The organism is Mesorhizobium sp. LMG17149 (genome assembly GCF_024518695.1).
Classification (GTDB): domain Bacteria; phylum Pseudomonadota; class Alphaproteobacteria; order Rhizobiales; family Rhizobiaceae; genus Mesorhizobium.
The window spans coordinates 182,354-208,803 of the sequence record NZ_JANIFL010000004.1 but is presented as its reverse complement, the minus strand read 5'-3'; the positions used below and the strand labels follow the sequence as shown (position 1 = coordinate 208,803).

The window sequence follows — 26,450 nt, the reverse complement described above, 5'->3', positions numbered from 1 at the left end:
CTGATCCGCGACGGGATGCATCCATGTTCATCCAGCCAATCGACTATTTCCTTGCCGTCTGGTTCGCTCTTGCCGCCGCCTCGACGCTTTATGTCGGCTTCGATCAATACCGCAACAATCCCGAACCGGTGGTGATGAAATGGGGCTTCATCCTGGTGACCCTCTATATGGGTCCATTGGGGCTGCTGCTTTATGTGCTTGCAGACAAGGAGCCACGTCCAGGCGAGCATGAAGACTTCACCAGGCCGCTGTGGAAACAGGGGGTCGGCTCGACCATCCACTGCGTTGCCGGCGATGCGACCGGCATCATTCTCGCCGCAGTCATCACGGCAACGCTTGGCCTGCCGATGTGGCTCGACCTCATCGTCGAATATCTGGCGGGCTTTGCCTTCGGCCTGTTCATCTTCCAATCGCTGTTCATGAAATCGATGATGGGCGGCACCTACTGGGAGAACGTGCGCAAGAGCTTCTTGCCCGAGTTCATCTCGATGAATTTCATGATGGCCGGCATGGCGCCCGTCATGAGCTTTCTGATGATGGGACGCGACATGCGCGCCATGGAGCCGACCGAGCTTTTGTTCTGGGGCGTGATGTCGATCGGCGTCATCGCCGGCTTCACGCTCGCCTATCCGGCCAATGTCTGGCTGGTCGCGCGCAGGCTGAAGCACGGATTGATGACGCAGCGCCCGCAGGCGAACGAAACGAGCAGTGGAGAGCCGACCGCCCACCAACAGCACGCTACGCATCACCCCAACGCCGGCGACGATCGACGAAGCCGCAACACCTCCCACAAGTCCAAACGCAGCGGCCATCAGATGGAGACGGACGCTACGACGCCGCAGATTGCGGCCCTCGGTATTGTGTCGGTGTTGGCGTTGGCGATCGGCATGGCCGCGCCGGCGAACTGGCTGAACCTGACGCTTTCGGCGCGTGACGTCGGCGGCGCGATTATGCCGCAAGGCATGATCATGGGTCGCGACACGCCGGCGGAATCCATGCGTGACATGGCTGCAACCGATCCGCGTCGCGTTACCTCGTCCTATGGTCTTGCCGCCAAGGGCGACCAGGAACTGCCATTCCGTCTAGAGAACGGCGTCAAGGTGTTCGAGCTCAGACCATCGGTGATCCGCTGGCAGATCCTGCCCAACGTCGCGGTCGACGCCTATGCCTACAATGGCCAGATTCCCGGTCCGCGCATCCACATTCGCCAGGGCGATAAGGTTCGCATCGACGTCACCAACGACCTGCCCGAGGAAACCACGGTGCATTGGCACGGCATGATCCTGCCGAACCAGATGGATGGACCTGCCGAGATCACCCAGCCGCCGATCGAGCCTGGACAATCCTATTCCTATGCGTTCACCGCGACCCAGCACGGGACCTACTTCTATCATCCGCATGCCAAGCCGGACCGCACCCAGGCGCTGGGGCTTTATGGGGCGCTGATTATCGATCCCGCCAATCCTGCCGACGAGGTTCCGGCTGACCACGACTATGTCATCGAACTTCAGGAATGGCTGGTGCGCGATGGGCTGACTTATCCGTCGATGCCCATGGAAGGCGGCATGCCGAACTTCTTCACCATCAACGGCAAAGCCTATCCCGCAACCGACACCATTCCTATGAAGGTGGGCGAGACGCTGAAGGTGCGTTTCATCGGCACCAACAACGGCTTCGTCCATCCAATGCATATCCATGGCGGACCCTTCGAGGTCGTCGCCCGTGACGGTGAGACGCTTTCTCCCTCGGCACGCTTCCTAGCTGATACCATCAATGTCGGACCGGGACAGCGCTATGACGTCGTGTGGAAGGCGCTGCGTCCCGGCAAGTGGCTCATTCACTGCCACATCCCGCATCACACGACGAACAACAATGTCGAGGAGAAGGGCGGCGGCGGGCTGATGGTGGTCATCGAGGTCGGCTAGATCTGCCAACCCCTTGCGAATTTGCCGATGTCATCCGGAGGCCGCGTCGTTGCGCGCTACTTCTTGATAATGGTTCCGTTGCGCAAGTCGAATGCCTCGGTACCGCGAGCCTGGCGGTAGAAATCGTCCTGCAATTCGCCCCACTCGCCGAGAAAGGCGCCGCAATTGCTGCAATGAATTGGCGTCGATTCCTTGGCGTTGTCGGGAATGTCCATTTGGATAGTCCCACAAGCCTTGCAATCGAGTTTGTCGTCCAGCCGTCGTCCCATTTCCCAATGATTGCGCATTTTCGGCCATGAGCCAATTGTCGATTTCGTACCAAATCGCTTCAACCACCGGTGAGTCCTCCAGCCATGGCTCATCGGTCAATCGCGAGAGTCAAAAAGGACGGCCAGCCCCAGTTCCCGTGCCAGCTCGACGATCGTCTCCATCAACTCATCGTCTGTATCCTGCAAATAAGGCGCGTCCCTGCGAGCGGCCTCTATCGCCGCTTTGACCGAAACGATGTCGCCGTATCGCGCACTTCGAAGCTCCTCTGCCAGAAATGCCTTGGCGGTACCGACAGGTCTTATTGCCCATCTGGCGATGCTCATGCGGCTCCCTCCCATGGTCACCTCTGCTTTATTTTGATCCTCTCCAAGGTGCAGATCAATCGATGGTACGATTCCGTACGCAACCGCTCAGCCGGTTGGGAGACAGCCATATGACGTCGTCTTGGCCATGGTTCGTTCGGCGTTTCCCCAGGGGGGTCGACGCGAAATTGCCCAGTGTGACCAGCCCCGCGGGAACAATCGCTCGGCATGGGGGTTTCTTCAAAATCTCCCTCGAAGGATGCAAGGAGCGACCATGCGCATGTTGACGATAGCTGTCGCACTTTCCGGGGCGGTCATCATTCAGCCCGTCTACGCCCAAACTGTTGGACCGCAGCTTCCCCAGGTGACGCCACCGCAGGGCGAAGTGCAACCGGAGCAGGCGCTGCCAGATCCAGGCTCTGCTGATTTGAATTTCACCGGCGTTGCCATTGTCGCCGTCGAGGATCTGCCTGACGAAATCAAGGCGCAGGCGGATGCCGTGATCAATCAGACCAGCGCCGAAGATTTGCTACGCCTGCAAAACTCAGTCGATGCTTCGCCTCAAGCGACATCGGCCTTGAGGGCGAATGGGCTCAATTCCTCGCAGGTTGTCGCTGCAAACATAGATGGCGATGGCACCCTCACGCTGATCATTCAGACGACGACTTGAGGCGCCGAACCATTCGCATCACGCCTTGCCCCGACAGTCGCGGAGAGCAGCAATGGTCGAAGCCGCCGTTCGCAACTTCACCATCAATTTCGGGCCCCAGCATCCCTCGGCCCACGGTGTTCTTCGGCTGGTGCTCGAACTGGACGGCGAGATCGTCGAGCGTGCCGATCCGCATATTGGCTTACTGCATCGCGGCACCGAAAAACTCATAGAGCACAAGAACTATTTGCAAGCGCTGCCTTATTTCGACCGGCTCGACTATGTCGCGCCGATGAACCAGGAGCATGCGTTCTGCCTCGCTGCCGAAAAACTGCTCGAAATCAGCGTTCCAAAGCGTGGACAACTCGTCCGTGTTCTCTTTTGCGAAATCGGCCGGCTTCTGTCGCATCTCCTCAATGTCACGACGCAGGCCATGGATATTGGCGCGCTGACGCCGCCGCTTTGGGGGTTTGCGGAGCGGGAAAAGCTGATGGTTTTTTACGAGCGCGCCTCCGGCGCCCGCATGCATGCGAATTATTTCAGAATCGGCGGCGTGCACCAGGATATGCCTCCGAAGCTTCTCGACGACATCTGGGCTTTCTGCGATCCGTTCCTCAAAGTCTGTGACAACCTCGACGAATTGCTCACCGGCAGCCGTATCTTCAAGCAGCGCAATGTCGATGTGGGCGTGATCGGGCTGGAGGATGCCTGGGCCTGGGGATTTTCCGGCGTGATGGTGCGCGGATCGGGCGCCGCATGGGATTTGCGCAAGGCACAGCCATACGAATGTTACCCGGACATGGATTTCGACATTCCCGTCGGAAAGAACGGAGACTGCTATGACCGCTACCTGGTCCGTATGGAGGAGATGCGCCAGTCGGTGCGGATCATGAAGCAATGCCTGGAAAAACTGCGGTCACCCGAAGGCCAGGGGCCGGTCGCGCTTCCAAACCAGAAGATCACGCCGCCGCGGCGCGCCACGATGAAACGCTCGATGGAGGCGACCATCCAGCATTTCAAACTTTATACCGAGGGGCATCGCGTGCCGGCCGGAGAAGTCTACGCCGCGGTTGAAGCGCCAAAGGGAGAATTCGGTGTTTATCTGGTTTCCGACGGGGGCAATGTCCCTTACCGGTGCAAGATACGCGCGCCATCCTTCGCCCATCTGCAGGCGATGGATTTCCTGTCTCGAGGGCACATGATCGCCGACGTTGCCGCCATCATCGGATCGCTCGACATCGTGTTTGGCGAGATCGATCGTTAGCCGTCCGAAGGTGTGCTTTGCCCCGCGATGAAGGTGTGCTTTGCCCCGCGATAAAGAAACTCCCCTTCGTCCTACGCGTGGATGGGAGGCTCTTCATTCTCGTCGGGATTGGGCAGCGGGGTCTCGTCCGGGAGCCTTTCCGGTTCGGGTTCCTCGATCGGCTCGGGCTTCCATGTTGGAGGCGGCACGGGAACATCGCGATTTGGGTCTGGCTGTCTTGGCTGTGGCATCGAACTATCTCCGTTCAGTCGGAACAACTCGTGCGCCGTGGCATGGTTCCTGGCAGAATCCAGCGAGATCGTTACGCCCTCGGGACACGAGTATGTTGGTCCGCCCAGGTGAAGGCGCAAAAGTTGCAGATCGTTCGGAACCGGTCGGATTTTCGAGCCGTTGTCGTCGACAGGGATCAAGGAGAAGCGCGATGAAGGACAAGGAAGGAAATATCGACCATACATTGCCGCAGGTCGCCATCGACGATCAGCAGGTGCGACAACTGGCGGCCACGACCGATTTGCCGTCCAGGCAGGCTCGCGAACTGGTGCGCCGTCACGGCAACGATCCCCGGAAGCTGGAAGAGTTGGCGAAATCGATCAACGCCACCAATTGAGTCAAGGCCAATGGACACCACGGCGCATGCCGCTGGCGTCAGATTTCGAGCAAGGCGTAGGGGCGGCCGCTTGGCTTGGCCACATGCATGGCGACGTTGTAGACCTTGGCTCCGCCAGGTGTTTGACCTTCGTAAGAACCGCGATGTGCATGACCGTGCACGACAGCACTAACCTGGAATCGATCGATCGTCTCCGCCAGGCGTGAAGAGCCCAGAAATGGAAATATCTCCGGCGGTTCTCCCGCGACTGTGTCGGCAATTGGCGCGTAGTGGAGGATCACCAGTGTGCGCTTCGCCCGCACCTGGCGCATCGCATTTTCAAGTCGCATTGCCTCGTTCACGCTTTCCGCGACCATCGTCTTGATCGCCGGTTCACCGAATGAGCCGAGCATGCGTGAGCCGAAGCCGCCTATGAATCCCTTCACGCCGACAAAACCCACCTCCTCGATTTCAACTGCCTGCCCGTCGAGGAGATGAACATGCGCCTGGCGCAGGATCTTCGTGACGTCTTCCACCGCACCAGACTCGTAGTCATGATTGCCGAGCACCGCCACGACCGGGATCGAGCAGTTGCGCAGATCCTCGGCCAGCATCTCCGCTTCACGAGGCTTGCCGAGATTGGTCAGATCTCCCGTGAGAACGAGAATGTCGGCTTCGCTCGATATCTCGCCGAAGAGGTCGCGATACGAGGTTTGCGCATCTTCCCGCACATGGAGATCCCCGACCGCGGCAACTTTGAGCGCGCGTGCGCCCTCCTTGGGCGCGCTGCTCTTGACGGGATCAGCCATCACGGAATTCTCCCACACCACCGACGCCGGCGAAGCCCCATTCCTTGACGTCGATTTCGTAATCGGTTTGCGAAAGCAGCCGCCCACGGCAGATCTTCATCCTTGGAGACGGCAACTGCCGTTGCTTGGCGAGGCGGTCGAGCAATTCATCGAGCAGCCACGCCGGGATATGATCGCGCTCGCTCGGATAGATCCACCTGAAATTGATAAGCTGCATCAACAGAACCTCCCAGTGAACCTCCAGATAAGAAAGCAGCCGGTGCCAATCGATCTGATCGCCCGCCTTGAGAATCGTATGAGCGATATCGGCGCCATCGTGTCGCCCTCTGTCCTGGATAAAGCATTTGGACCAGATGAGTTCGGTCGGGCCGATGATCCGCACCCTGCTGCCCAACAGCTCTGTTTGGCGGGCGTGTTCCAGCCACAGGTCGCCAACAGGCACCGTGCCGTTGGCCGAGCCGAATATGACGTCGAAGAAATGCGTGCCCTTGAACACCTTGCCGAGCCACCGGTCATCCTCGATTTCGACGGCATATCCAAGCTGCTTGAAATGGGCGAGGATCCGCGCGTAGTCGCCTGCCTTGCAGAAGATATCGAGGTCCTTGGTCTGGCGGGTGACACCCGTATAAGCGCTTACCGCGTAGGTCCCGGCGACCAGAAAGGGTATGTCGGTGGCGGTAAGCTCACGGATTGCTTCCGTGTAAAACACCTCCGCCTCGGCATTTTTGAGCGTCGGCGCCGCTTTTGCATCGATCTTGGGAAGCGAGACCAGAACGTTTTCAGGCAATGGACCATTGGTCATGAAACGATGACTCCGAATCCGGCAACCGGCAGTCGCCCGCTGTGGTAACAACGTGAACCTCGCCTGGTTCCGCTACCAGGCGACCAGCCAAGGTTCATTCTCGTCACGTACTGGAAATTTCGGGATCGCGCCTGCCGATCCAAGCCGCCCCAACGTCCTCGCCGGCAGCGTAATGTCGCCTCGAGATCGGCCCATGCCATCGCCAATGTCCCATTGGCCCAAATTTGAAACACCAGGTGGGTGATCGATCTCGATTGTTTTAGAGTTTATTGGGCTTACCCAATCGGCACAAAGCTGAAGCCGGGGCGCTTGACTTAACCGCACCCGATCGGCGTGCGCTAAGCATCATCAGGATCCATCAAGGCATGACCCCCTCGCCTCCCTTTCTCGGCTTTCCAGACCATCTCGCAGATGGTCACATGCCCCGCGCGGTAATCTTCGGGGCCGGTCACGGCAGCACTTATCCCGGCAAGGACAGCCGCGGCCATGCCTTGGCGGCGGATGCGATCCGCGTTGCGAGCCAGGACGATGCCGCGTTCGTCGAGCACTGGGATTTCGATCTCGGCGGCCCGCTCTTCGACGGCAAGCCGGCCTCTTGCATCGACGTCGGCGATATCTTGACCACCATGCATGACAATGCCGGCAACAGGGTCAGGATCGAGGCAAAAACGCGCGAAATCCTGGCATTGCCGGCCGTGCCGATCCTGATCGGCGGCGACTGTTCCATGACCATTCCCTTCCTCGCCGGCTTTGCGGAGCACGGGCCGGTCTGGGTCCTGCAGATCGACGCCCATATCGACTGGCGCGACGAGGTGTATGGCGAATGCTACGGCTATTCGAGCCCGATGCGCAGGGCGAGCGAGATGCCGCATGTCGCAGGCATGGTGCAAGTCGGCCTGCGCAGCGTCGGCAGCGCACGCATCACCGAGATCGAAGCGGCACGGCGCTATGGCAGCCACTTCGTGACCGCCCGCGAGGTTCACGCTCAGGGCGTCGAAGCCGCGCTCCGGCATATTCCGGAAGGCGCGCGGGTTGTCGTCACCCTCGACTGCGACAGCCTCGATCCAAGCGTCATGCCGGGCGTGGCGGCGCGTACACCCGGCGGCCTAACCTACATGCAGGTGATCGACCTGATCGCCGGCCTCGGCAGACGGGCCCGGATCGCAGGGTTCGACCTTGTCGAGTTCTATCCTCCGGCCGACATTGACCGCCTGTCAGCGCTGACCGCCGCGCGCCTTCTCGTCAATGTGGTCGGCACCGTCGTCCGGCAGGTTTGATATCAAAACCCTGCTTTTCGCCGCAGACCGGCCCAAAAGCGCGTGAGCGAGCTCGCGGTTGAAATGCCCTTTTCCACACCTGGGTACTCGATCCTGCCTTGTCCGGCCGGCTCGTCGCTCCAGACCAAGTTGAAAGCAATGCCCTTGAGCCCAAGCTCCCCGATCCGGCGTACGATCGTCTCCTGCAGATAGATATCGGATATTCGCACCCCATCGGCACGCTCGGGCAGCTTGAATATCTCGGTACCGCCGATTGCGTCCGCTCGAAGGACGAGGCTTTCGATCACCATTATGCCGCCATCGTCAAAGCGAACGATCTTTGAACGTTCCTCATCCAGCGCATCGATCACGGTGGTGACATTGAAGAGCGATATTGGCTCGTCAGCACGAAGCGGCAGGAATTCACCGTACGGTTCGAGGGTTGGCCGAAGCAACTTCAACGCCCTCGCCCGCAGGATGAGCACATGCTCGCCAAGCCATGGAAAATCTGAATATTGCCGGAGCGTACCGTCGTCGTGTTCGCACAGGATCCCCATCCCGGGCGGATGCCATTGTCTCTGCTTCCGGCCGCAGAGCGTCGAAAACAGCTGGTAGTCGTCCGCTTGTCCAGGAAGGACCCATTCCTGTCCTTCGACCACACTCAGGACATAGATATTCATCCGATCCCCCGCACATCATTGCCTTGGTAGGCTCGGCCTGCTGCGCGGCTCTTCGCGCGCGTTCTCACCGCTGGTCCGCGACAGCCGTTTGCGGCACCGGCGGCAATTCGGGTGCATCCATCCCCTTGAAAGGGTCACGCCAGGCGCCGATGTCTTCAAGCCGACGGTACCAGCGGCTGACAGAGGAATAATCGTCGAGCGGCAATCTGGCGGCTTCGTTGAACGGCAGGAAGGTCGCCATTCGAAAATCGGCATAGGAAACCGAATTCCCGACCAGCCACTGCCGCTCGGCAAGCACGGCGTCGAGTATTGCCGCGGCCGTATGGAATTGGTTTAGGCCCTCCTCCACCCGCTTCTGATCGATCGGGCCGATGCCGTACCGCTGTTTGGTCCCACGTTCGAAATGCACCATGTCGCAAGCGAATGCGAAGTGCTCCTTGCCCCAGCTCAGCCAGCGGATCATCTCGGGTTCGTCATCGCCGGTGCGCCAGAAATCCGAATGCGCATCGCGCGAGAGCCGGCAGGCTATGGCGTCTGCCTCCCAGAGGCTTTTTCCCTCTTCTTCCGCGAGGATGGGCAGCGAGAGATTGGGATTTAACCGGCGAAATTTCTCCGCTTGCCCCGGAGCGAATGGCGAGGCGAATTCAAATTCGACTTTCGCGTCGAGGTAGCGTGCCACCGCGACCGCGAGCCGAGGGTTGGGATTGCGGCTGAAATACAGCTTCATTGGGCACCGACGGTCTGAGCGACCACGCCATAGTCGATCATGGGCGGTCTCTATGCAGCTTCGAAGCCAGCTCGAGCGTCCATGTATCCTGACGGACTGGGCTCGCTTTTCATCATCGTTTTTCGCCAAGCTTCCTGCTCGGCATTTATCAGAGCCAATTCCCAAACACAGGCAACAACAGGTCTCTTTACCGTATCCATCGGTTCGGCGGCGGAATACAGCTTCCGATAGATATGCTGACAAAGCACCGAACCTTGTATCCACCAGTGAACCGAGATGGAAACACCCAGCTCGCCAGGATGAATAATCACAAAGCCCATGCCATTGTCGTCACCCTCGTCCACCACACGCGGCAGAACCTCCTGTCGCACGAATGACTGTGTCAGGGTCACCATGGGTCCGTCGACCTTCTTGTTGTCTGCGACGAGGCCATAGACTTTGAGCTTGAGACCGCCAATGTCCCATTGGCCCAAATTCGAAACACCACGTGGATGGTAGATCTCGATTGTTTCAGAATTCACTGGGCTCACTCCAATTCAGCCATTCGCGCACGACGCTGCAGCAGACGTACCTGATAGCTCAGAACACGCTTCGCGGCAGGCTCGATCAACATCACGCTAGGCTTATCGATAAACTCACCATCGAAATCCACCGGGCTTGCAAGGCCATGCCAGGGTTCGATGCAAAGAAATGGCGCGCCGCCGGGTTTGGACCAGATACCCAATTCCTGGAATCCCTGCCACAACATCTCGATCGCGGGACCGCTCTCGGCAGCGTAGCGCACGCTGGAACTGACGGGCCGATCCATGATCACCGCGTCCTCGCCGAAGAGCCTTTCGGAGAGTGCCAGCCTTTTGCCTTCCACAGGCGTCGGTTGTGGCGCTTTCAGCAGCAGGCCGTCCTTCAGGCGGCGGATCGGCGCTTGCTCGGCGGAGGCAAAGGTCAGCTGGTAATCCGTCTTGGCCAGATCCGGAAGCAAAGGCCAATTGAACGCCGGGTGCGCCCCGATCGATGCCGGCAGCGGCTCATCGCCGGTGTTGGTGATGTCGAAGGTCACATCAAGCTGATGGCGGTCCAGCGTGTAAGTCACTGCCAGGCGAAAGGCGAAGGGGTAGTGCGCGCGGGTATCGGCATCGTCGGTGAGCACCAACGTGCAGGATCGTGGTCCCCTCTGCGCCCAGGCGAACGGCTTGTCGCGCGCGAAGCCGTGCTGGATCATCGGATAGGTCTGGCCGCGATGGCGCAGTTGGTCGCCCTTCAGCCGGCCGACGATTGGAAACAGCACCGGCGAGTGACGCCGCCATTCCGGACCGGCCTGCCACAGAAACTCTGTGCCGTCGGCATCGCGTAGGGAGACAAGTTCGGCGCCCTGCCCGACAACAGTCGCCGAGATGCCGTCACCGTGAAGCGTCAGGCTGTCCTGTTCCATGCGTCCTCGCGGCTATCTGGCGTGGCCGGCAGGCTAGCAAAAGGGGACGTGCGAACTCAAGAGCGGCAGATTTACATCGCGTCTCAGTCAGCCGCGATGAACGATCCACCGCACATGGCAAATGCTGCCTCAAATAAAAAACCGTGGCCGGAGGTTTCCCTCCGGCCACGGTAAGTTGCGAAATGTTGCCTGCTACGGTCCGGATTACTCGCGTTCGCCGGTGAAGTTCAGCAGCAGCTGGAAGATGTTGATGAAGTTCAGATAGAGCGAGAAGGCGCCGAAGACGGCAAGTTTCTGGCGCGATTCCGCGTCGAAATTCTCGGCATACTGTTCTTTGATCGTCTGCGTATCCCAGGCGGTCAGGCCGATGAACACGGCGATGCCGATCACCGAGATGGCGAACTGCAGCGCGGTCGAGCCGAGGAAGATGTTGACGATGCTGGCGATCACCACGCCGATCAGGCCCATGATCAGGAACGACGAGAACTGGGTCAGGTCGCGCTTTGTCGTGTAGCCGTAGAGACTGGTGGCGCCGAACATGGTGGCGGCGATGAAGAAGGTGCGCGCGATGCTGGTTCCGGTGAAGACCAGGAACACAGAGGCGAGCGACAGGCCCATGACCGCGCAGAAGGCCCAGAACATCGCCTGGGCACTCGCCGCCGACATGGTCTGCATTTTGAACGAGAACAGCAAGACGAAGGCGAGCGGTGCCAGCATCACCACCCATTTCAGCGGGCTGGAGAAGATCGGCACGTAGAGCGCCGGCGTCGATGAGATCATGAAGGCGACGAGGCCGGTGACCACCAGGCCGACGCCCATGTAGTTGTAGACGCGCAGCATATGCTGGCGCAGGCCCTCGTCGAAGATGGCTCCGGTTTGGGCGCCGGCGCCGACGCGATATCCCAGATTGGGGGTGTTCATTTGCGTTCTCCTTTGTGGATCGATCAGTAAAGCGTCTTGGCAAGCGTCTCGGCGGCGCGGTCGAGGTCGTGGACCTCGCTTCGTCCGACCACCGCATAGGCGACATCGCCGATCTGGAAATAGGCCGACGAAATGTCGCCCGAGGGCGCTATCGCCGGCTTGACGACGTCGAAGGTTCCGGGCCGGATCGCAAACAGCGACACCAGCCCCATGTCTTTCGTCTCGACCGCCATCTCGACGCTCGGCCCAAAGCGCGACGGATAGATCTGCACGTCGCGCACCCTCCAATCCGTCGGCAGCGACGGCATGACGATGGCAGTGGCGGCGCGGATTTCGCCGGCGTTGTAATTGGGCGTTTCCGCCTGCGATGGCATGCTCTCGCGCACCAGCGTCGTCCTGTGGGCCTGCACCGCCTCGTCGACATAGGCGGGCGGCTGCGGCGAGGCGACGACCTTGGTCACCGACATCGGCCCGATGATGCCGTTTGCCAGCCAGCCGGCGGCGACGAAGCCGGCTACCGCCGCCGCGCGCTGCAACACGCCGAAGAGCCGGCCGCGGGCAAGCCCCCTCTCCAGCCGCCGCGCGGCATCGGCGGTCGCAGGGCGCGCCATGCCCTTGGAGCCGGCAAGCGCCACGCGCAGTTCATCGCGGGTCCTGAGATCCGACATCACGCGCGCCGCCGCCTCCGGGCGAGCGGACAAGAATGCTTCGACCTCGATGCGGCGGGTGACGTCGACCTGGTCGTCGACATAGGCGTCGAGGTCGATATCGATCACGGGATCGACAGTTGCGGTCATGACGGGCCTCCAACGATCCTGAGGTGGTTTTTTGCCTTCGCGGGCTCCTCCATCTCGCGCAGTGCGGCGCGCGCCCTGCCGATGCGTGACATCAGCGTGCCGAGCGGCACGCCGCTGGCATCGGCGGCCTGCTGGTAGGAGAGGCCTTCGATGGCGACGAGGTGCAGCGCTGAACGCTGTTCTTCCGGCAGGCTGAAGAAAGCCTCGCGCACCTGCGCCAGGCGCACCGAATGTTCCTGTGGTGCCGGCGTGCTGCCGTCGGCCAGGTATCCAGCCTGTTCGACGCGCGACGCTTCGGACTTGCGGGACCGCATCTTGTCGATGAAGGTGTTGTGGACGATCGACAGCAGCCACGCGCGCAGGTTTCCGCCGGAGCGGAACGTGCTGCGCCGCTCATAAGCGCGCACCAGCGCGTCATGGACAAGATCCTCGGCGTCGGTGCTGTCGCGCGTCAGCGAGCGCGCATAGCGACGCAGCGAACCGAGCTGTCCTATGATGTCAAAGCGTGGCACCGGCGGTTTCATGTCCTGTTTACGGAGCATGTAGGGATTTTAATCCCTGCCCTGCCAATTTTTCCCTTCGGAGGACATCGTTCGAATGTAACGATTGTTGCCGGCATCAATTTTATCATTGGTATCGGCACGATGTGCGATGCCCGGTAGATCGTGTCTACTTTACACGCCTCTTCTCCAGCTTCCGCGCCAAAGTCCGGCGGTGCATGCCCAACCGTCGTGCTGTCTCGGAAATGTTGAAGTCGGCCTCCACCAGCATTTCGTGGATGCGCTCCCATTCGAGGTTCTTTATCGAGGTTGGTCGCTCGGCGAGCGGCACCGAAGCATTGCCCTCGACCTGGCCGAAAGCGGCTTCAATGTCGTCGGTGTTGGCGGGTTTGGCGAGATACTGGCAGGCGCCGAGCTTGATCGCCTCGACAGCGGTGGCGATGCTTGCAAAGCCGGTCAACACGACGATCCGCATTTCAGGATCGTGCTCGTGCAGCGCCCTGACGCATTCCAGGCCCGAGCCGCTGGCAAGCTTGAGATCGACGACGGCATATTGGAAGGCAACGGTGCCGATCAGCGCATGCACGCCGTCGACGCTCCGGCAGCTATGTGTTTCGTAATCACGCCGTTCGAAAGACCGGCGCAGTGCGTTGGCAAAGGCGATGTCGTCCTCGACGATCAACAGCGTGCGTTTAGTCGGCATTGTGCCCTCGCGCAGACAGAGCAGCCAGTGGCAGATGCAACGTAACCGAAGCTCCCCCCTCGGTTCTATTTCTTACGGTGACGGTACCCCCCAGCTTGCGGATGACATTGACGACCAGAAACAGGCCGAGCCCGCTACCTGGCCGGTTCTTGGTCGACGTGTAGGGCTTGCCGAATTCTGCAAGCATGGCTTCTTCAAATCCTGGTCCCGAGTCGACAACTTCGACGATGAGATCGTCCGCGTGGCGGCTGACGATCAACCCGACCCATAGAGGCGACGCTTCAAGTGCGTTGTCCAGTACATTGAACATCACCTGTTTGAGCGCGGGATCGGAGACGATCTCCTGGTTGGCGCCGAAACGCCTGGTGTATTCGAAACCTTGCGGCAGCCGTGTCGATTTCCATTCAGGTGCGAACCGTGCCTTCGCCGCGCAATTCGCCCGACGACATCAGGATTCCCGAAACGATCTTCTTGCAACGGTCCAACTGGCCCTGCATCTCCCGGATTTCCTGCGCCAGATCCGGATCTGCCTCGAGAGCCGGCATGCGCTGCCAGTCGTTGAGGATGACGGAAAGCGTGGCCAGCGGCGTGCCGAGCTCATGCGCGGCACCGGAGGCGAGCAGGCCCATCCTGACGATGTGAGCCTCCTCCGCCGACTGCTGGCGCAAATCCGCAAGATGGGCGTCGCGGGTGCGAATGTTGTTCTGGACCCTGGTGATGAACAGCACCAGAAGCGTTGCCGCCAGGACGAAACAGATGAACATGCCCTGGATGTGCAGGCTGAACAGCCCGGCACCGTGTGCGGCGGGCAGGCTGATCTCACGGTAAAAAGTAGTCAGCGCGATGAAGCACGTGCTTGCAATGAAGACAAGCGCCCAAACCGACCATGTCTCCAGCAGCACCGCGCCCAGGATGACCTGGAGCAGGTAAAGCGAAATGAAGGGATTGGACGCGCCGCCGCTCAGGTAAAGCTGGACCGTCAACGCGGTGACGTCGAGCAGCAGTCCAAGAAACAGCTCGGTGTTGGTGATCGCGTCCTGGCTGCTGTGCCGGCGCAGGCTGGCGACATTGAGAGCGATCAGCAGCAGGATCACCACCGCCATCGGGACCAGCGGCAATCCAATGCCGAGCACGTAGCGGACGAACAGGATCGTCACGATCTGACCACCGACCGCGATCCAGCGCAGTTGAATCAGAAGCAGAAAATTCTGTTTGTTGGTCTTGTCGTGCAACGTCATTGGGCCGGGAGGTCCCCAGCCCTGGCCAAGCAGGTCACTCAAGCGGGCGTCCGATCCAGGCGCTGATTGAGCCTCAGCGCAAGCAACGTGCATAGCGCTCCCGACAACAGATAGGCGCCTGATGAGATCAGCCCGAAATGGGCGGACAGGAACAGGGCGACTATGGGGGCGAAGCCCGCCCCGAACAGCCAGGCGAGATCCGAGGTCAGCGCCGCCCCTGTATAGCGGTAGGTCTTTGAAAAGTTCGAGGCGAGTGCTCCTGAAGACTGGCCGAACGACAGGCCGAGCAGGACGAAGCCCAAGACCATGAAGACGGACTCTCCGACGAAGCCGCCATCGAGCAACTGTGGCGCGAAACCGCTGAACACGGCAATGGCCACCGCCGAGCCTCCGAGCAAGGGCCAGCGCCCAACCCGGTCGGCGACGAAGCCCGAGATCGCGATTGCCGCCAGGCCGAAGAAAGCTCCGATCGTCTCGATGACGAGGAACCGTGCCGGTCCCTCGCGCGTGAACAGGAAAATCCAGGACAGAGGAAACACCGTCACCATGTGGAACAGGGCGAAACTCGCCAGCGGCGCGAAGGCGCCGAGCACGACAGTGCGCCCTTCGGCGCGCAACGTCTCGCGGACGGAAGTCGGCTCCAGTTCCTGGCCTTCGAACAGTTTGGTGTATTCCGGCGTCACCACGATGCGCAGCCGTGCGAACAGGGCGACGACATTGATGGCGAAGGCGACGAAGAACGGGTAGCGCCAGCCCCAGCTGAAGAAGTCTTCGGCCGACAGGTTGCCGACGAAATATGCAAACAGGGCGCTGGCAACGATGAGCCCGAGTGGTGCGCCCAGCTGCGGGATCATCGCATACCAGCCGCGGCGCTTTTCGGGCGCATTCAACGCCAGCAGCGAGGCAAGTCCGTCCCATGTCCCGCCCAGCGCCAGTCCCTGACCGATCCGGAACATGGCCAGCAGCCAGGCCGAAGCCTGGCCGATCTGGTCGTAACCGGGCACGAAGGCGATCGACACGGTCGAGGTCCCCAGCAGGAACAGCGCGATGGTGAGCTTGGCGCTGCGTCCGTAGGCGCGGTCGAGCGCGGTGAAGATCGCCGTGCCGATCGGCCGCGCGATGAAGGCAAGCGCGAAGATGGCGAACGAGTAGAGCGTGCCGGTCAACGGGTCGGCATAAGGAAATACGAGCTTCGGAAAAACGATGACGGAAGCGATCGCGTAGACGAAGAAGTCGAAGAATTCCGACGTCCTGCCGATGATGACGCCAACGGCGATTTCGCCGGGCTTCACTTCATGATGCCGCGCGTTGATCCGTCTTGCGTCGGCTTCGATCTTAGAAGTTGGGCTCACAGCATTCTCCGTCGCCCCGCCGCGGTCTCATTACGATCGCTTGCCATGTGCGCGGGCCAGGTGCTTTGATGAGGCCTGCCGCGTCATTGCGGCATTGGACAAATTGTCCAATGCCTTCATTGCCGCGGTACGGTTAGCACTGGGGGGAACAACCGACAGGTCATACATTGAGCCGTCTCCGTACCCTTTTCCTGCTGCCCCTGCTGGCATCGCTCGGCTCCTGCAGCATGGTCGTCATGAACCCTGCCGGCGACGTCGCCGCGCAGCAGCGCGACCTGCTGATGGTGTCCACGGCACTGATGCTGATCGTCATCATACCGGTCATGGCTCTCACCATATTCTTTGCCTGGCGATACCGCCAGTCCAACCGCGAGGCGCGCTACGAGCCGGATTGGGACCACTCGACCCACCTCGAACTCGTCATTTGGGCTGTGCCGCTTCTGATCATAATCTGCCTGGGCGCAGTGACCTGGATGGGCACCCATCTGCTCGACCCCTATCGCCCGATCGGACGTGTAGCGGCCGGCAAGCCGCTGCCGCCGGACGTGCGCCCGCTTGAGGTCGAGGTCGTCGCGCTCGACTGGAAATGGCTGTTCATCTATCCCGAGTACGGCGTCGCCATGGTCAACGAACTGGCTGCGCCGGTCGACCGGCCGATCAGCTTTCGCATCACCTCCGCATCGGTGATGAACTCCTTCTACATTCCAGCACTGGCCGGCCAGATCTATGCAATGCCGGGTATGGAAACCAGGCTGCACGCCGTCATAAACAAGTCCGGCGACTATGAAGGGTTCTCCGCCAACTACAGCGGCGCCGGCTTCTCGGGAATGCGCTTCGCGTTCCACGGCCTGGACGATGCCGGTTTCCAGGCATGGATCGCGAAGGCAAAGGACGGCGGCGGCAAGCTCGACCGAAACGGCTATCTGGAGCTCGAACAGCCCAGCGAGAACCAACCAGTGCGCCACTATGCGGCGGTGGATGCCGATCTCTACAAGGCGATCCTCAACATGTGCGTCGAGCCCGGCAAGATGTGCATGAGCGAGATGTCGCAGATCGATGCCAAGGGCGGTCTGGGAATGGCCGGCATCCGCAATACCCTGCCGCTGCTGTATGACAAGTTCGCCCGGCGCGGCACGATATTCGGCCCTGCCCCATCCTATGTCGCCAGCATATGCACGACCGAAGAAGCACTGGCGGCTTCGAAGGCCGATCAATCCGCCACGCCGGTGACCTCGACGCCGATCGTCGGCGCCGGTCTGCAACGGCCACTGCCCCTGTCGATCCGACTGCCGTCACCTTCCGCAACCGGCACGCTTCGGTCGCCCTTCAACTCCTGAGGCGCCACGCAAGACATGTTCGACAATCCTGCTCTTCTCAAGGCGATCTTCGGCCGGCTTACGCTCGAGTCGCTGCCGCTGCACGAGCCCATCGTGGTCGCGACCTTCATAGTCGTCGCGCTGGGCGGCATCGCCCTCGTCGGCGCGCTGACCTATTTCAAGCTCTGGGGCTATCTGTGGCGCGAATGGTTCACCAGCGTCGACCACAAGCGCATCGGCGTGATGTACATGGTGCTCGGCATCGTCATGCTGCTGCGCGGCTTCAGCGACGCCATCATGATGCGGCTCCAGCAGGCGATGGCCTTCGGCGGTTCGGAAGGCTATCTCAATTCGCATCACTACGACCAGATCTTCACCGCGCACGGCGTGATCATGATCTTCTTCGTGGCGATGCCGCTGGTGACGGGCCTGATGAATTTCGTCGTCCCGCTGCAGATCGGCGCCCGCGACGTGTCGTTTCCGTTCCTCAACAATTTCAGCTTCTGGATGACGGTCGGCGGCGCGGTCATCGTCATGATGTCGCTGTTCGTCGGCGAATTCGCCCGCACCGGCTGGCTTGCCTATCCGCCGTTGTCGGGGATCGGCTACAGTCCCGATGTCGGTGTCGATTATTATATCTGGGCCCTGCAAGTGGCGGGCGTCGGCACGCTGCTGTCGGGCGTGAACCTGGTCTGCACCATCGTCAAGATGCGCGCGCCTGGCATGACCATGATGAGAATGCCGATCTTCACCTGGACCGCGCTTTGCACCAATGTGCTCATCGTCGCCGCCTTCCCGGTGCTGACGGCGGTGCTGGCCCTCCTGGCTCTCGACCGCTATGTCGGCACCAACTTCTTCACGAACGACTTCGGCGGCAATCCGATGATGTACGTGAACCTGATCTGGATCTGGGGCCACCCCGAGGTCTACATCCTGATCCTGCCGGCCTTCGGCATATTTTCGGAAGTGACCTCGGCCTTCTGCGGCAAGCGGCTCTTCGGCTACACGTCGATGGTCTACGCGACAGTCGTCATCACCATCCTGTCCTACCTGGTCTGGCTGCATCACTTCTTCACCATGGGATCGGGAGCGAGCGTCAACTCGTTCTTCGGCATCACAACGATGATCATTTCGATCCCGACAGGCGCCAAGATATTCAACTGGCTGTTCACCATGTACCGCGGCCGCATCCGCTTCGAACTGCCGATGATGTGGACCGTCGCCTTCATGCTGACCTTCACTGTCGGCGGCATGACCGGCGTGCTGCTCGCGGTTCCGCCGGCCGACTTCGTGCTCCACAACAGCCTGTTCCTGGTCGCGCATTTCCACAACGTCATCATCGGCGGCGTGCTGTTCGGCCTGTTTGCCGGCATCAGCTACTGGTTCCCCAAGGCATTCGGCTTCCGGCTCGATCCGTTCTGGGGAAAGATGTCGTTCTGGTTCTGGGTGGTCGGCTTCTGGTTCGCCTTCATGCCGCTCTACATCCTCGGCTTGATGGGCGTAACGCGCCGGCTGCGCACCTTTGAGGATCCCTCGCTGCAGATCTGGTTCATTATCGCCGCCTTCGGCGCCTTCCTGATCCTGCTTGGGATCCTGTCCTTCCTCATCCAGATCTTCGTCAGCGTGCGCCGGCGCGAGCAGCTTCGCGACGATACCGGTGATCCGTGGGACGGGCGCACCCTCGAATGGGCAACCTCGTCACCGCCCCCGGCCTACAATTTCGCCTTCACGCCCGTCGTCCACGATCTCGACGCCTGGGCGGACATGAAGAATCGCGGCTACCAGCGTCCGTTGACGGGCTTCCGCGACATCCACATGCCGCGCAACACCGGAGCCGGCGTCGTCCTGGCCGGGTTGAGCGTGGTGCTTGCCATGGCGCTCATCTGGTACATCTGGTGGCTGGCGATCGTCAGCTTCGTCGCCCTGATCGGCTACGCCATCGCGCATACCTTCAACTACGACCGGGACTTCCACATTCCGTCCAGTGACGTCACCCGCGTCGAGGACGAGCGGACACGCCTGCTCGCAGCCACCAGCCAGGCGGGATAAGCACCATGGCACACGCCGACACGGTGATCGACGACACGGTCTTCCACCTGGAAGACGACCACGGCCATGCCGAGAGCGGCAGCAGCACCATGCTCGGCTTCTGGATCTACCTGATGAGCGACTGCCTCATCTTCGCGATGCTGTTCGCGGTCTACGGCGTGCTCGGTGGCAATTACGCGGCCGGACCCGCGCCGAAGGACCTGTTCGATCTTCCGCTGGTCGCGCTGAACACCACCATGCTGCTCCTGTCCTCCATCACTTACGGCTTCGCGATGCTGGAGATGGCGAAGGGACGGGTGAAACCCATGCAGGTGTGGCTGGTGATCACTGGCCTGTTCGGCCTCGCCTTTCTCAGCATCGAACTCTACGAATTCGCCCATTTCATCCACGAGGGGGCGACGCCGCAGCGCAGCGGCTTCCTGTCATCGTTCTTCACGCTGGTCGGAACGCACGGCCTGCACGTCACCTTCGGCCTGGTCTGGCTGGTGGTGCTGATGGTGCAGGTCTCCAGGCACGGGCTGATCGCCGCGAACCAGCGGCGCCTGATGTGCCTGAGCATGTTCTGGCACTTCCTTGACGTCATCTGGATCGGCGTCTTTACCTTCGTTTATCTGATGGGAATGTTGCGATGAGCGCCGGCCACCACACAGACACCAGCGACCAGAGCCACGCGCGTCACGGCGTCGATCACGGCTCGCTGCGCGGCTATCTGACAGGCTTCGGCCTGTCCGTCGTGCTGACCGCCATTCCCTTCTGGCTGGTCATGACCAACGCACTCGGCAATCAGATGGCTTCGGCGATTGCCATCATGGCCTTCGCCGTCGTGCAAATCATCGTCCACATGGTGTTCTTTCTGCATATGAACACCAGGTCGGAGAGCGGCTGGACCATGATGGCCCTGATCTTCACCCTCATCCTGGTGGTGATCGCGCTGACGGGCTCGCTCTGGGTCATGTACCATCTGAACGCCAACATGATGCCCGGCCATGACATGAGTCAGATACCCTGAGAGAGGGACCTGGCTTTGGATGAACAGGCGCGGACGACACCGCATTCGAATACAGGCGACGGCCAAAGGGTTACGCGTTCACCATGGACGCTGTTGGTGCTTTGCCTTTGCGGTGCCATCGGCGTCGCAGGGTTCTCGGCGCTCGGTATCTGGCAGCTGGAGCGCCGCGTCTGGAAGCTCGACCTGATCGAGCGTGTCGACCAGCGTCTCAAGGCGGTACCTGTGGCCGCCCCGGCGCCTTCGGCCTGGCCAGAGATCAACGCCAGGGATGACGAGTATCGCCAGCTTGCCGTCACGGGCCGGTTTCTCGGTGATCGCGAGACCCTGGTCCAGGCGGTCACCGATCGCGGCGGTGGTTTCTGGGTAATGGCGCCGTTCCGAGCGGATGATGGCTTCACGATTCTGGTGAACAGGGGCTTCGTGCCGACGGACAAGCGCGATCCGGCAACCCGCCTCGCAGGCAAGCCCTCGGGCGATCACACCGGAATTCGCGGCCTGCTGCGCCTGACCGAACCGAAGGGCGGCTTCCTGCGCAACAACGATCCGGCCGCCAACCGCTGGTATTCGCGCGATGTGCAGGCGATCGCCACGACGCAAGGCCTCGGGCAGGTCGCTCCTTATTTCATCGATGCCGATGCCGCGCCCAATCCGGGAGGGTGGCCGGTCGGCGGCCTGACGGTCGTTTCGTTCCACAACAACCATCTGGCCTATGCCCTGACATGGTTCGGGCTGGCCTTGATGGTGCTGGGCGCGGTCGTCTATCTGTTGCGGCAGACTGGGAAACACGGCGGGGGCTGACCGCTGGCCGAGGCAAAGCTGAAAGGAGCAGGCAGGGCAGGCTTCCCGGCACCCCCGCCTCGGGCTGGAGCACCTAGCTAAAACCGCTGGCGAAACGCGACCGATTTGCGTATCACTCCGCCGCGCCAATGGAACCATTTTCGATGTTTGAAGCCCTGCAGCCCGCCCCCGCCGACAAGATCCTCGCCCTGATCGGCCTTTATCGCGCCGATCCGCGTCCAGACAAGGTCGACCTCGGTGTCGGCGTCTACAAGGATCGCGACGGCAAGACGCCGGTCATGCGCGCCGTGCGCGAAGCGGAACAGCGCCTGCTGCAGGCCCAGGACACCAAGACCTATCTCGGCCTTGCCGGCGATACCGGCTTCAACACGGTGATGGCCAAGCTCGCCTTCGGTCCAGGCGCCGACATGACGCGCATCCGCGCCGCACAAGCGCCCGGCGGCTCCGGCGCGCTGCGGCTGGTGGCGGAACTGCTGAAGCGGACACGCTCGGATGCAACCATCTGGCTGTCGGACCCGACCTGGCCGAACCACATGCCGGTGATGCGCGCCGCCGGCCTGCAGATCCGTGAATATCCCTATTTCGACGCCGCGTCGGGCGCCGTTCGTTTCGACGACATGCTGGCGGCGCTGCGGACCGCAAAGAGCGGCGACGTCGTACTGCTGCATGGCTGCTGCCACAACCCGACCGGCGCCAATCTGGATGCGGCACAGTGGGCAGCCGTTACCGATCTGGTCGTCGAGCGCGAGCTGCTGCCGTTTGTCGACATCGCCTATCAGGGCTTTGGCGATGGCCTCGAGGCCGATGCCCTCGGCTTGCGCCTGCTGGCGGCAAAAATTCCGGAAATGGTCGTCGCCTCGAGCTGCTCGAAGAATTTTGCTGTCTACCGCGACCGCGTCGGCGCGGCGATGATCCTGGCCAGGGACGGCGCACAGGCGGATGTGGCGATGAGCCAGATGCTGTCGGCGGCGCGCGCCATGTATTCGATGCCGCCGGACCACGGTGCGGCGGCCGTGCGCATCGTGCTCGAAGATGCCGCCTTGCGCGCCGACTGGGAAGCCGAACTTGAAGAGATGCGGCTGCGCATGCTCAGGCTACGCGTGCAGTTCGCCGAGGCGCTGCGCCGGCAGTCGAATTCCGACCGTTTCGATTTCGTCGCCAGCCATCGCGGCATGTTCTCCCGCCTTGGGCTCACGGAAGCGCAGGTCGAGCGACTGCGTGCCGAGCACGGCGTCTACATGGTCGGCGACAGCCGCATCAATGTCGCCGGCCTGCCCGAGGACGGCATGGACGAACTCGCCAAGGCGATCGTTTCCGTTCTTGATTGACGCGGCTTGTCTGTGGACAAGGCTTCCGCGCCGGCTGACAGCGTTAGCCGCGCGGCCGGTCGCGGGATAGCATCCGATAGACTGTTTTGACGCAATTCCGGACAGAAAACCGTTTCACACTTTTCCTGGAATAGCTCTAGATGACGCCATCGAAAGACATTTCGCGCCTGATCGAGATCATGGCGGCGCTACGGGCGCCGAAGACCGGCTGTCCCTGGGACATCGAACAGGATTTCTCGACCATCGCGCCCTACACGATTGAGGAAGCCTATGAGGTGGCGGACGCCATCGCGCGCGGCGACCTTGACGATCTGCGCGACGAGCTCGGCGACCTTCTGCTGCAGGTTGTCTATCACGCGCAGATGGCCGAGGAGGCCGGTGAATTCGCCTTCCCGGATGTGGTGCAAGCCATCACGACGAAGATGATCCGCCGCCATCCGCATGTCTTCGGCGACGAGAAAGCCCGCAACGCCGGCATGGCCAAGGGCATGTGGGAAGAGATCAAGGCCGAAGAGAAGGCGGAGAAACGAAGCGCCCGCCTCGCGCGTGGTCTCGATCCCGAAGACAACGGCAAGGGGTTTCTGGACAGCGTGCCGGTCGCCCTGCCCGCACTGACCCGGGCGCTGAAACTTCAGGAGAAGGCCGCCCGCGTCGGTTTCGACTGGAGCGAGGCGGCGCCCATCCTCGACAAGATCGAGGAAGAGATCGGCGAATTGCGCGAGGCGCTGGCAAAGGGCGACACCGCCTCGATCAAGGACGAGTTCGGCGACATGCTGTTTGCCGTCGTCAATCTCGGCCGTCATCTCAAGCTCGATTCCGAAGCAGCGCTGAGCGGCACCAACGAAAAATTCCGCTCGCGCTTCCACTATGTCGAACAAGCTCTGGAAAAATCCGGCAGCACGCTGGAAAAGGCTGATCTGGCCGAGATGGAAGCGCTCTGGCAGGAAGCAAAGACCGCGAAGTAATCTCTCTTTCGGGCAATTCCGGACGGAAAACCGCTATACACTTTTTCCTGGAATTGCTCCGGATTACCCGTTGTTTTTACGACGCAATCTGCTTTCGATCTCTTCGCGGGCGCTTTGCGTGGCCTTGAGCGAGATGGTGGCGCTGCCGTCATCATTGTCGCTTCGCGAAACGACATCGCCATTGCGGTAAAGCCAGTCGACAAGGCCGAAATGGGCCGGCTCGATCGTCACGGTGAGGTCTTCGAGTTCGCCCGCCATCCGTGTTTCGATGATCGCCTTCAGCGCATCGATGCCCTCGCCGGTCACCGCCGACACCGCAATCGGCGGCGCCTTGTTGGCGTCGGCGCCGTCTGCAAGCAGCCGGGTCCGGTTGCCTTCGTCGAGCCGGTCGATCTTGTTCCACACTTCTATCACGCGCTTGGCGTCGCCAGCGTCGACACCGAGGTCGGCCAGGATGCGCTCGACATCTTCCGCTTGTGCAGCAGTGTCCGGATCGGAAATGTCGCGCAGATGAAGCACGAGATCGGCCTCGACCACCTCTTCCAGGGTGGCGCGGAAAGCCGCGATCAGATGCGTCGGCAGGTCCGAAATGAAGCCGACCGTATCGGAGAGGATGATCGGCGTGCCATGTGGGAGGCGCACGCGGCGCAGCGTCGGGTCGAGCGTGGCGAACAGCATGTCCTGCGCCAGCACATCCGCCCCGGTCAGCCGGTTGAACAGCGTCGACTTGCCGGCGTTGGTATAGCCGACGATCGCCACTACCGGGAACGGCACCTTCCTGCGCTTGGCGCGGTGCAGGTCGCGCGTGCGCCGCACCGTTTCCAGCTCCTGCTTCAGCTTGATGATCTTTTCCTGCAACTGCCGCCGGTCGGATTCGATCTGCGTTTCGCCGGGGCCCCCGAGGAAGCCGGCGCCGCCGCGCTGGCGCTCCAGATGGGTCCAGCTGCGCACGAGGCGGCCCTTCTGGTAGTTGAGATGGGCGAGTTCGACCTGCAGCGTGCCTTCCTTGGTGCGTGCGCGCTCGCCGAAGATCTCAAGAATCAGCCCGGTGCGGTCCAGCACCTTGGCGTTCAGCTCTTTTTCGAGATTGCGCTGCTGCACCGGGGTCAACGGATGGTCGACGACGACCACTTCCGCATGTCCCTCTTTGACGATTTCCGCGAACTCCGCAACCTTGCCGCTGCCGAGCAGCGTCGCCGGGCGCGGATCGTTGACGGTCACCACCGCAGTGTGGATCAGATCCAGGTTGATGGCGCGGGCAAGGCCGACGGCCTCGTCGTGACGAGCATCAGCCGAACGCATCAGCCGAGGACGGTTGGTCTCGTCGTCGTTGCGCTGGTGGCGGGTAAGGACGGGCACAATGACAACAGCCCGGGTCGGGCCCTTGGCTTCCGTCCCGGGATGATGCGTTGGTTTCCCGCGAACGGTGGCGTCCGCGTCTTTCTCACGTGCCAATCAGGCGCCCTGGCTTTCCTCGCCATCGAACATCTGAACCGGCTGGCTCGGCATGATCGTGGAAATGGCGTGCTTGTAGACGAGCTGGGAGTGACCGTCACGGCGCAGCAGGACACAGAAATTGTCGAACGAAGTGACCACGCCGGTCAGCTTGACGCCGTTGATAAGGAAGATGGTGAGCGGGTTCTTGCTCTTGCGAACTGAATTCAGGAACAGGTCCTGAAGGTTTTGCGATCGTTCCGCCATTGTTCTTGTCTTTCGCCGATCCCCTTCGGTTTGCAAGCCAATGCGCCAAATTAACGGGCGCATGTCAAGCTCGCAAACACCGTCTTGTCGTCAGTAACGACAAGCAGAACGAGATATATTGATGTTCATTCCACCTGTGCGGTTATCAGGCTGGACTTTTTTCCGCAATGTCAAAAAAGGCCTGCCGCAAGGAAAGTGTTATTGAGCCGGGGTGCCCATTGGCGACCGTATCGCCGTCGATAGCCACCACCGGCATGGCGAGTGTCGTTGCGGAGCTGATGAACGCCTCGCGTGCCGCCTTGGCCTCGGCGACGGAAAAGCCGCGCTCCTCGATCTTCAGGCCGAGCTTGGCCGCCACTTCGAACATGGTCGTGCGGGTGATGCCGCGCAGGATGCCGTGCTCGGCCGGCCTGGTGACCAGGACGCCGTCCCTGGTGACGATCCAGGCGTTGGACGAGCCGCCTTCCTTGACGTTACCTTCGGCGTCGACGAACCAGGCTTCCTGCGCACCGGCCTCCTTTGCCTTCTGCTTGGCCAATACATTGGGCAGCAGCCCGACGGTCTTGATGTCGACGCGGTCCCAGCGGTTCTCCGGCACGGTGATGACCGCGATGCCGGTCTCGGCGCGCTTTGCTCCGGCTGCGGGGTCGGCCTTCCTGGCGGTCACCACCAGGGCCGGCTTGGTGTCGGCGGAAGGGAAGACGAAGTCGCGGCTGGCGACGCCGCGCGTCACCTGGACATAGACCAGGCCGTTGGCGACATGGTTGCGGTTGACCACCTCGCGCAGGATAAGCGGCAGCACTCGAGAGGTGACTGGCCAGGCGATCGACAATTCGGTCAGCGAGCGGTTCAGCCGGGCCAGATGGCGCGGCATGTCGACGATGAAGCCATGCGCCACCTCGCAGACCTCATAGACACCGTCGGCGAACTGATAGCCGCGATCCTCGATATGCACTGCAGCGTCGGCGTGCGTGACATAGCGCCCGTTGACATAGGCAATGCGCGGCATGGGCAACCTCTAGGAAATTCTGGGGCTTTCTTATGCGATTCCACCGCGGCCGTAACCGGCAAATG

30 protein-coding genes are annotated in these 26,450 nt (G+C 61.4%); 12 read left to right on the top strand and 18 right to left on the bottom strand.

Annotated features, from left to right (window positions below):
• Nucleotides 1–23: 23 nt before the first annotated feature.
• Nucleotides 24–1,925 (top strand): DUF4396 domain-containing protein, encoded by a 1,902-nt coding sequence (locus tag NP945_RS10120; protein WP_256746246.1) that lies wholly within the window; start codon nucleotides 24–26, stop codon nucleotides 1,923–1,925.
• Nucleotides 1,926–1,981: 56 nt separating this feature from the next.
• Here the strand turns inward: NP945_RS10120 and NP945_RS10115 are convergent, their stop codons facing one another.
• The gene (locus NP945_RS10115; RefSeq protein ID WP_081738677.1) at nucleotides 1,982–2,140 is read right to left on the bottom strand and encodes a hypothetical protein; all 159 of its coding nucleotides are present in this window, start codon (nucleotides 2,138–2,140) and stop codon (nucleotides 1,982–1,984) included.
• Between the two features lie 150 nt (nucleotides 2,141–2,290).
• Complete coding sequence (locus NP945_RS10110) at nucleotides 2,291–2,518, bottom strand: hypothetical protein (protein WP_023812003.1); 228 nt, start codon at nucleotides 2,516–2,518, stop codon at nucleotides 2,291–2,293.
• A gap of 253 nt (nucleotides 2,519–2,771) precedes the next feature.
• Between NP945_RS10110 and NP945_RS10105 the strand changes: the two genes are divergently transcribed.
• The 3 genes from NP945_RS10105 to NP945_RS10095 all read left to right on the top strand — a co-directional run bounded on the left by NP945_RS10105 (nucleotide 2,772) and on the right by NP945_RS10095 (nucleotide 5,017).
• Nucleotides 2,772–3,167, top strand: coding sequence for a hypothetical protein (locus NP945_RS10105; protein ID WP_127322666.1), 396 nt, complete (start codon nucleotides 2,772–2,774; stop codon nucleotides 3,165–3,167).
• A 52-nt stretch (nucleotides 3,168–3,219) separates the two neighbouring features.
• Nucleotides 3,220–4,410, top strand: coding sequence for an NADH-quinone oxidoreductase subunit D (locus tag NP945_RS10100; RefSeq protein ID WP_128309968.1), 1,191 nt, complete (start codon nucleotides 3,220–3,222; stop codon nucleotides 4,408–4,410).
• Between the two features lie 421 nt (nucleotides 4,411–4,831).
• Nucleotides 4,832–5,017: a hypothetical protein gene (locus tag NP945_RS10095; protein WP_127271064.1), complete on the top strand. Its 186-nt coding sequence runs from the start codon at nucleotides 4,832–4,834 to the stop codon at nucleotides 5,015–5,017.
• A gap of 38 nt (nucleotides 5,018–5,055) precedes the next feature.
• Here the strand turns inward: NP945_RS10095 and NP945_RS10090 are convergent, their stop codons facing one another.
• Nucleotides 5,056–5,805, bottom strand: a complete 750-nt coding sequence (locus tag NP945_RS10090) for a metallophosphoesterase (protein ID WP_127271062.1) — start codon at nucleotides 5,803–5,805, stop codon at nucleotides 5,056–5,058.
• The gene (locus tag NP945_RS10085; protein ID WP_023812007.1) at nucleotides 5,798–6,607 is read right to left on the bottom strand and encodes a nucleotidyltransferase family protein; all 810 of its coding nucleotides are present in this window, start codon (nucleotides 6,605–6,607) and stop codon (nucleotides 5,798–5,800) included. The genes NP945_RS10090 and NP945_RS10085 overlap by 8 nt, the downstream gene beginning before the upstream one ends.
• Nucleotides 6,608–6,972: 365 nt before the next feature.
• Here NP945_RS10085 and NP945_RS10080 point away from each other — a divergent pair, with 365 nt between their 5' ends.
• The gene (locus tag NP945_RS10080) at nucleotides 6,973–7,884 is read left to right on the top strand and encodes an agmatinase (RefSeq protein WP_256746245.1); all 912 of its coding nucleotides are present in this window, start codon (nucleotides 6,973–6,975) and stop codon (nucleotides 7,882–7,884) included.
• Nucleotides 7,885–7,886: 2 nt separating this feature from the next.
• Here NP945_RS10080 and NP945_RS10075 read toward each other — a convergent pair whose 3' ends face one another.
• The 11 genes from NP945_RS10075 to NP945_RS10030 form a co-directional block, all read right to left on the bottom strand.
• Nucleotides 7,887–8,543, bottom strand: coding sequence for an imm11 family protein (locus tag NP945_RS10075; protein ID WP_256746244.1), 657 nt, complete (start codon nucleotides 8,541–8,543; stop codon nucleotides 7,887–7,889).
• Nucleotides 8,544–8,607: 64 nt separating this feature from the next.
• On the bottom strand, nucleotides 8,608–9,270 hold the full coding sequence (locus NP945_RS10070; RefSeq protein WP_127329025.1) for a glutathione S-transferase family protein: 663 nt from the start codon (nucleotides 9,268–9,270) through the stop codon (nucleotides 8,608–8,610).
• A gap of 50 nt (nucleotides 9,271–9,320) precedes the next feature.
• Complete coding sequence (locus NP945_RS10065) at nucleotides 9,321–9,791, bottom strand: hypothetical protein (RefSeq protein WP_256746243.1); 471 nt, start codon at nucleotides 9,789–9,791, stop codon at nucleotides 9,321–9,323.
• A 5-nt stretch (nucleotides 9,792–9,796) separates the two neighbouring features.
• The gene (locus tag NP945_RS10060; RefSeq protein WP_256746242.1) at nucleotides 9,797–10,699 is read right to left on the bottom strand and encodes an aldose 1-epimerase family protein; all 903 of its coding nucleotides are present in this window, start codon (nucleotides 10,697–10,699) and stop codon (nucleotides 9,797–9,799) included.
• A gap of 204 nt (nucleotides 10,700–10,903) precedes the next feature.
• A complete protein-coding gene (locus NP945_RS10055; protein ID WP_127271130.1) occupies nucleotides 10,904–11,620 on the bottom strand; it encodes a Bax inhibitor-1/YccA family protein in 717 nt (238 codons plus the stop codon).
• 23 nt (nucleotides 11,621–11,643) lie between these two features.
• Nucleotides 11,644–12,417, bottom strand: coding sequence for an anti-sigma factor (locus NP945_RS10050; RefSeq protein WP_256746241.1), 774 nt, complete (start codon nucleotides 12,415–12,417; stop codon nucleotides 11,644–11,646).
• Complete coding sequence (locus NP945_RS10045) at nucleotides 12,414–12,959, bottom strand: sigma-70 family RNA polymerase sigma factor (RefSeq protein ID WP_127321069.1); 546 nt, start codon at nucleotides 12,957–12,959, stop codon at nucleotides 12,414–12,416. The genes NP945_RS10050 and NP945_RS10045 overlap by 4 nt, the downstream gene beginning before the upstream one ends.
• A gap of 127 nt (nucleotides 12,960–13,086) precedes the next feature.
• Entirely contained in the window at nucleotides 13,087–13,620 is a 534-nt protein-coding gene (locus NP945_RS10040) for a response regulator transcription factor (protein ID WP_023812014.1), read from the bottom strand.
• Nucleotides 13,610–13,930, bottom strand: a complete 321-nt coding sequence (locus NP945_RS31965; protein ID WP_372337964.1) for an ATP-binding protein — start codon at nucleotides 13,928–13,930, stop codon at nucleotides 13,610–13,612. The genes NP945_RS10040 and NP945_RS31965 overlap by 11 nt, the downstream gene beginning before the upstream one ends.
• Before the next feature lie 94 nt (nucleotides 13,931–14,024).
• Complete coding sequence (locus NP945_RS10035) at nucleotides 14,025–14,900, bottom strand: hypothetical protein (RefSeq protein WP_372337963.1); 876 nt, start codon at nucleotides 14,898–14,900, stop codon at nucleotides 14,025–14,027.
• Nucleotides 14,897–16,210, bottom strand: coding sequence for an MFS transporter (locus NP945_RS10030; RefSeq protein ID WP_127268838.1), 1,314 nt, complete (start codon nucleotides 16,208–16,210; stop codon nucleotides 14,897–14,899). Before NP945_RS10030 ends, NP945_RS10035 begins: the two co-directional genes overlap by 4 nt.
• Before the next feature lie 167 nt (nucleotides 16,211–16,377).
• Here NP945_RS10030 and cyoA point away from each other — a divergent pair, with 167 nt between their 5' ends.
• The 7 genes from cyoA to mazG all read left to right on the top strand — a co-directional run bounded on the left by cyoA (nucleotide 16,378) and on the right by mazG (nucleotide 23,675).
• The gene (gene cyoA, locus NP945_RS10025) at nucleotides 16,378–17,547 is read left to right on the top strand and encodes a ubiquinol oxidase subunit II (RefSeq protein ID WP_256746240.1); all 1,170 of its coding nucleotides are present in this window, start codon (nucleotides 16,378–16,380) and stop codon (nucleotides 17,545–17,547) included.
• Between the two features lie 15 nt (nucleotides 17,548–17,562).
• A complete protein-coding gene (gene cyoB, locus NP945_RS10020; protein WP_256746239.1) occupies nucleotides 17,563–19,575 on the top strand; it encodes a cytochrome o ubiquinol oxidase subunit I in 2,013 nt (670 codons plus the stop codon).
• 5 nt (nucleotides 19,576–19,580) lie between these two features.
• Nucleotides 19,581–20,207: a cytochrome o ubiquinol oxidase subunit III gene (gene cyoC / locus NP945_RS10015; RefSeq protein ID WP_127270912.1), complete on the top strand. Its 627-nt coding sequence runs from the start codon at nucleotides 19,581–19,583 to the stop codon at nucleotides 20,205–20,207.
• Nucleotides 20,204–20,584, top strand: coding sequence for a cytochrome o ubiquinol oxidase subunit IV (gene cyoD / locus NP945_RS10010; protein WP_127270910.1), 381 nt, complete (start codon nucleotides 20,204–20,206; stop codon nucleotides 20,582–20,584). The genes cyoC and cyoD overlap by 4 nt, the downstream gene beginning before the upstream one ends.
• A 96-nt stretch (nucleotides 20,585–20,680) precedes the next feature.
• Nucleotides 20,681–21,382 carry an SURF1 family protein gene (locus NP945_RS10005; RefSeq protein WP_256746463.1) on the top strand — a complete coding sequence of 234 codons (702 nt, stop codon included), beginning with the start codon at nucleotides 20,681–20,683 and terminating at the stop codon, nucleotides 21,380–21,382.
• 143 nt (nucleotides 21,383–21,525) lie between these two features.
• Nucleotides 21,526–22,710, top strand: a complete 1,185-nt coding sequence (locus NP945_RS10000) for an amino acid aminotransferase (RefSeq protein ID WP_127273326.1) — start codon at nucleotides 21,526–21,528, stop codon at nucleotides 22,708–22,710.
• A gap of 140 nt (nucleotides 22,711–22,850) precedes the next feature.
• Nucleotides 22,851–23,675, top strand: a complete 825-nt coding sequence (gene mazG / locus NP945_RS09995) for a nucleoside triphosphate pyrophosphohydrolase (protein WP_127272396.1) — start codon at nucleotides 22,851–22,853, stop codon at nucleotides 23,673–23,675.
• Nucleotides 23,676–23,738: 63 nt separating this feature from the next.
• On the opposite strand, the gene hflX is transcribed toward mazG, so the two are convergent.
• From hflX to NP945_RS09980, 3 genes are all read right to left on the bottom strand, one after another.
• Nucleotides 23,739–25,130 (bottom strand): GTPase HflX, encoded by a 1,392-nt coding sequence (gene hflX / locus NP945_RS09990; RefSeq protein ID WP_256746238.1) that lies wholly within the window; start codon nucleotides 25,128–25,130, stop codon nucleotides 23,739–23,741.
• The gene (hfq, locus tag NP945_RS09985) at nucleotides 25,131–25,376 is read right to left on the bottom strand and encodes an RNA chaperone Hfq (RefSeq protein WP_006202172.1); all 246 of its coding nucleotides are present in this window, start codon (nucleotides 25,374–25,376) and stop codon (nucleotides 25,131–25,133) included. It abuts the gene before it with no gap.
• Nucleotides 25,377–25,521: 145 nt separating this feature from the next.
• Nucleotides 25,522–26,385: a D-amino-acid transaminase gene (locus NP945_RS09980; RefSeq protein ID WP_256746237.1), complete on the bottom strand. Its 864-nt coding sequence runs from the start codon at nucleotides 26,383–26,385 to the stop codon at nucleotides 25,522–25,524.
• Nucleotides 26,386–26,450: the final 65 nt, after the last annotated feature.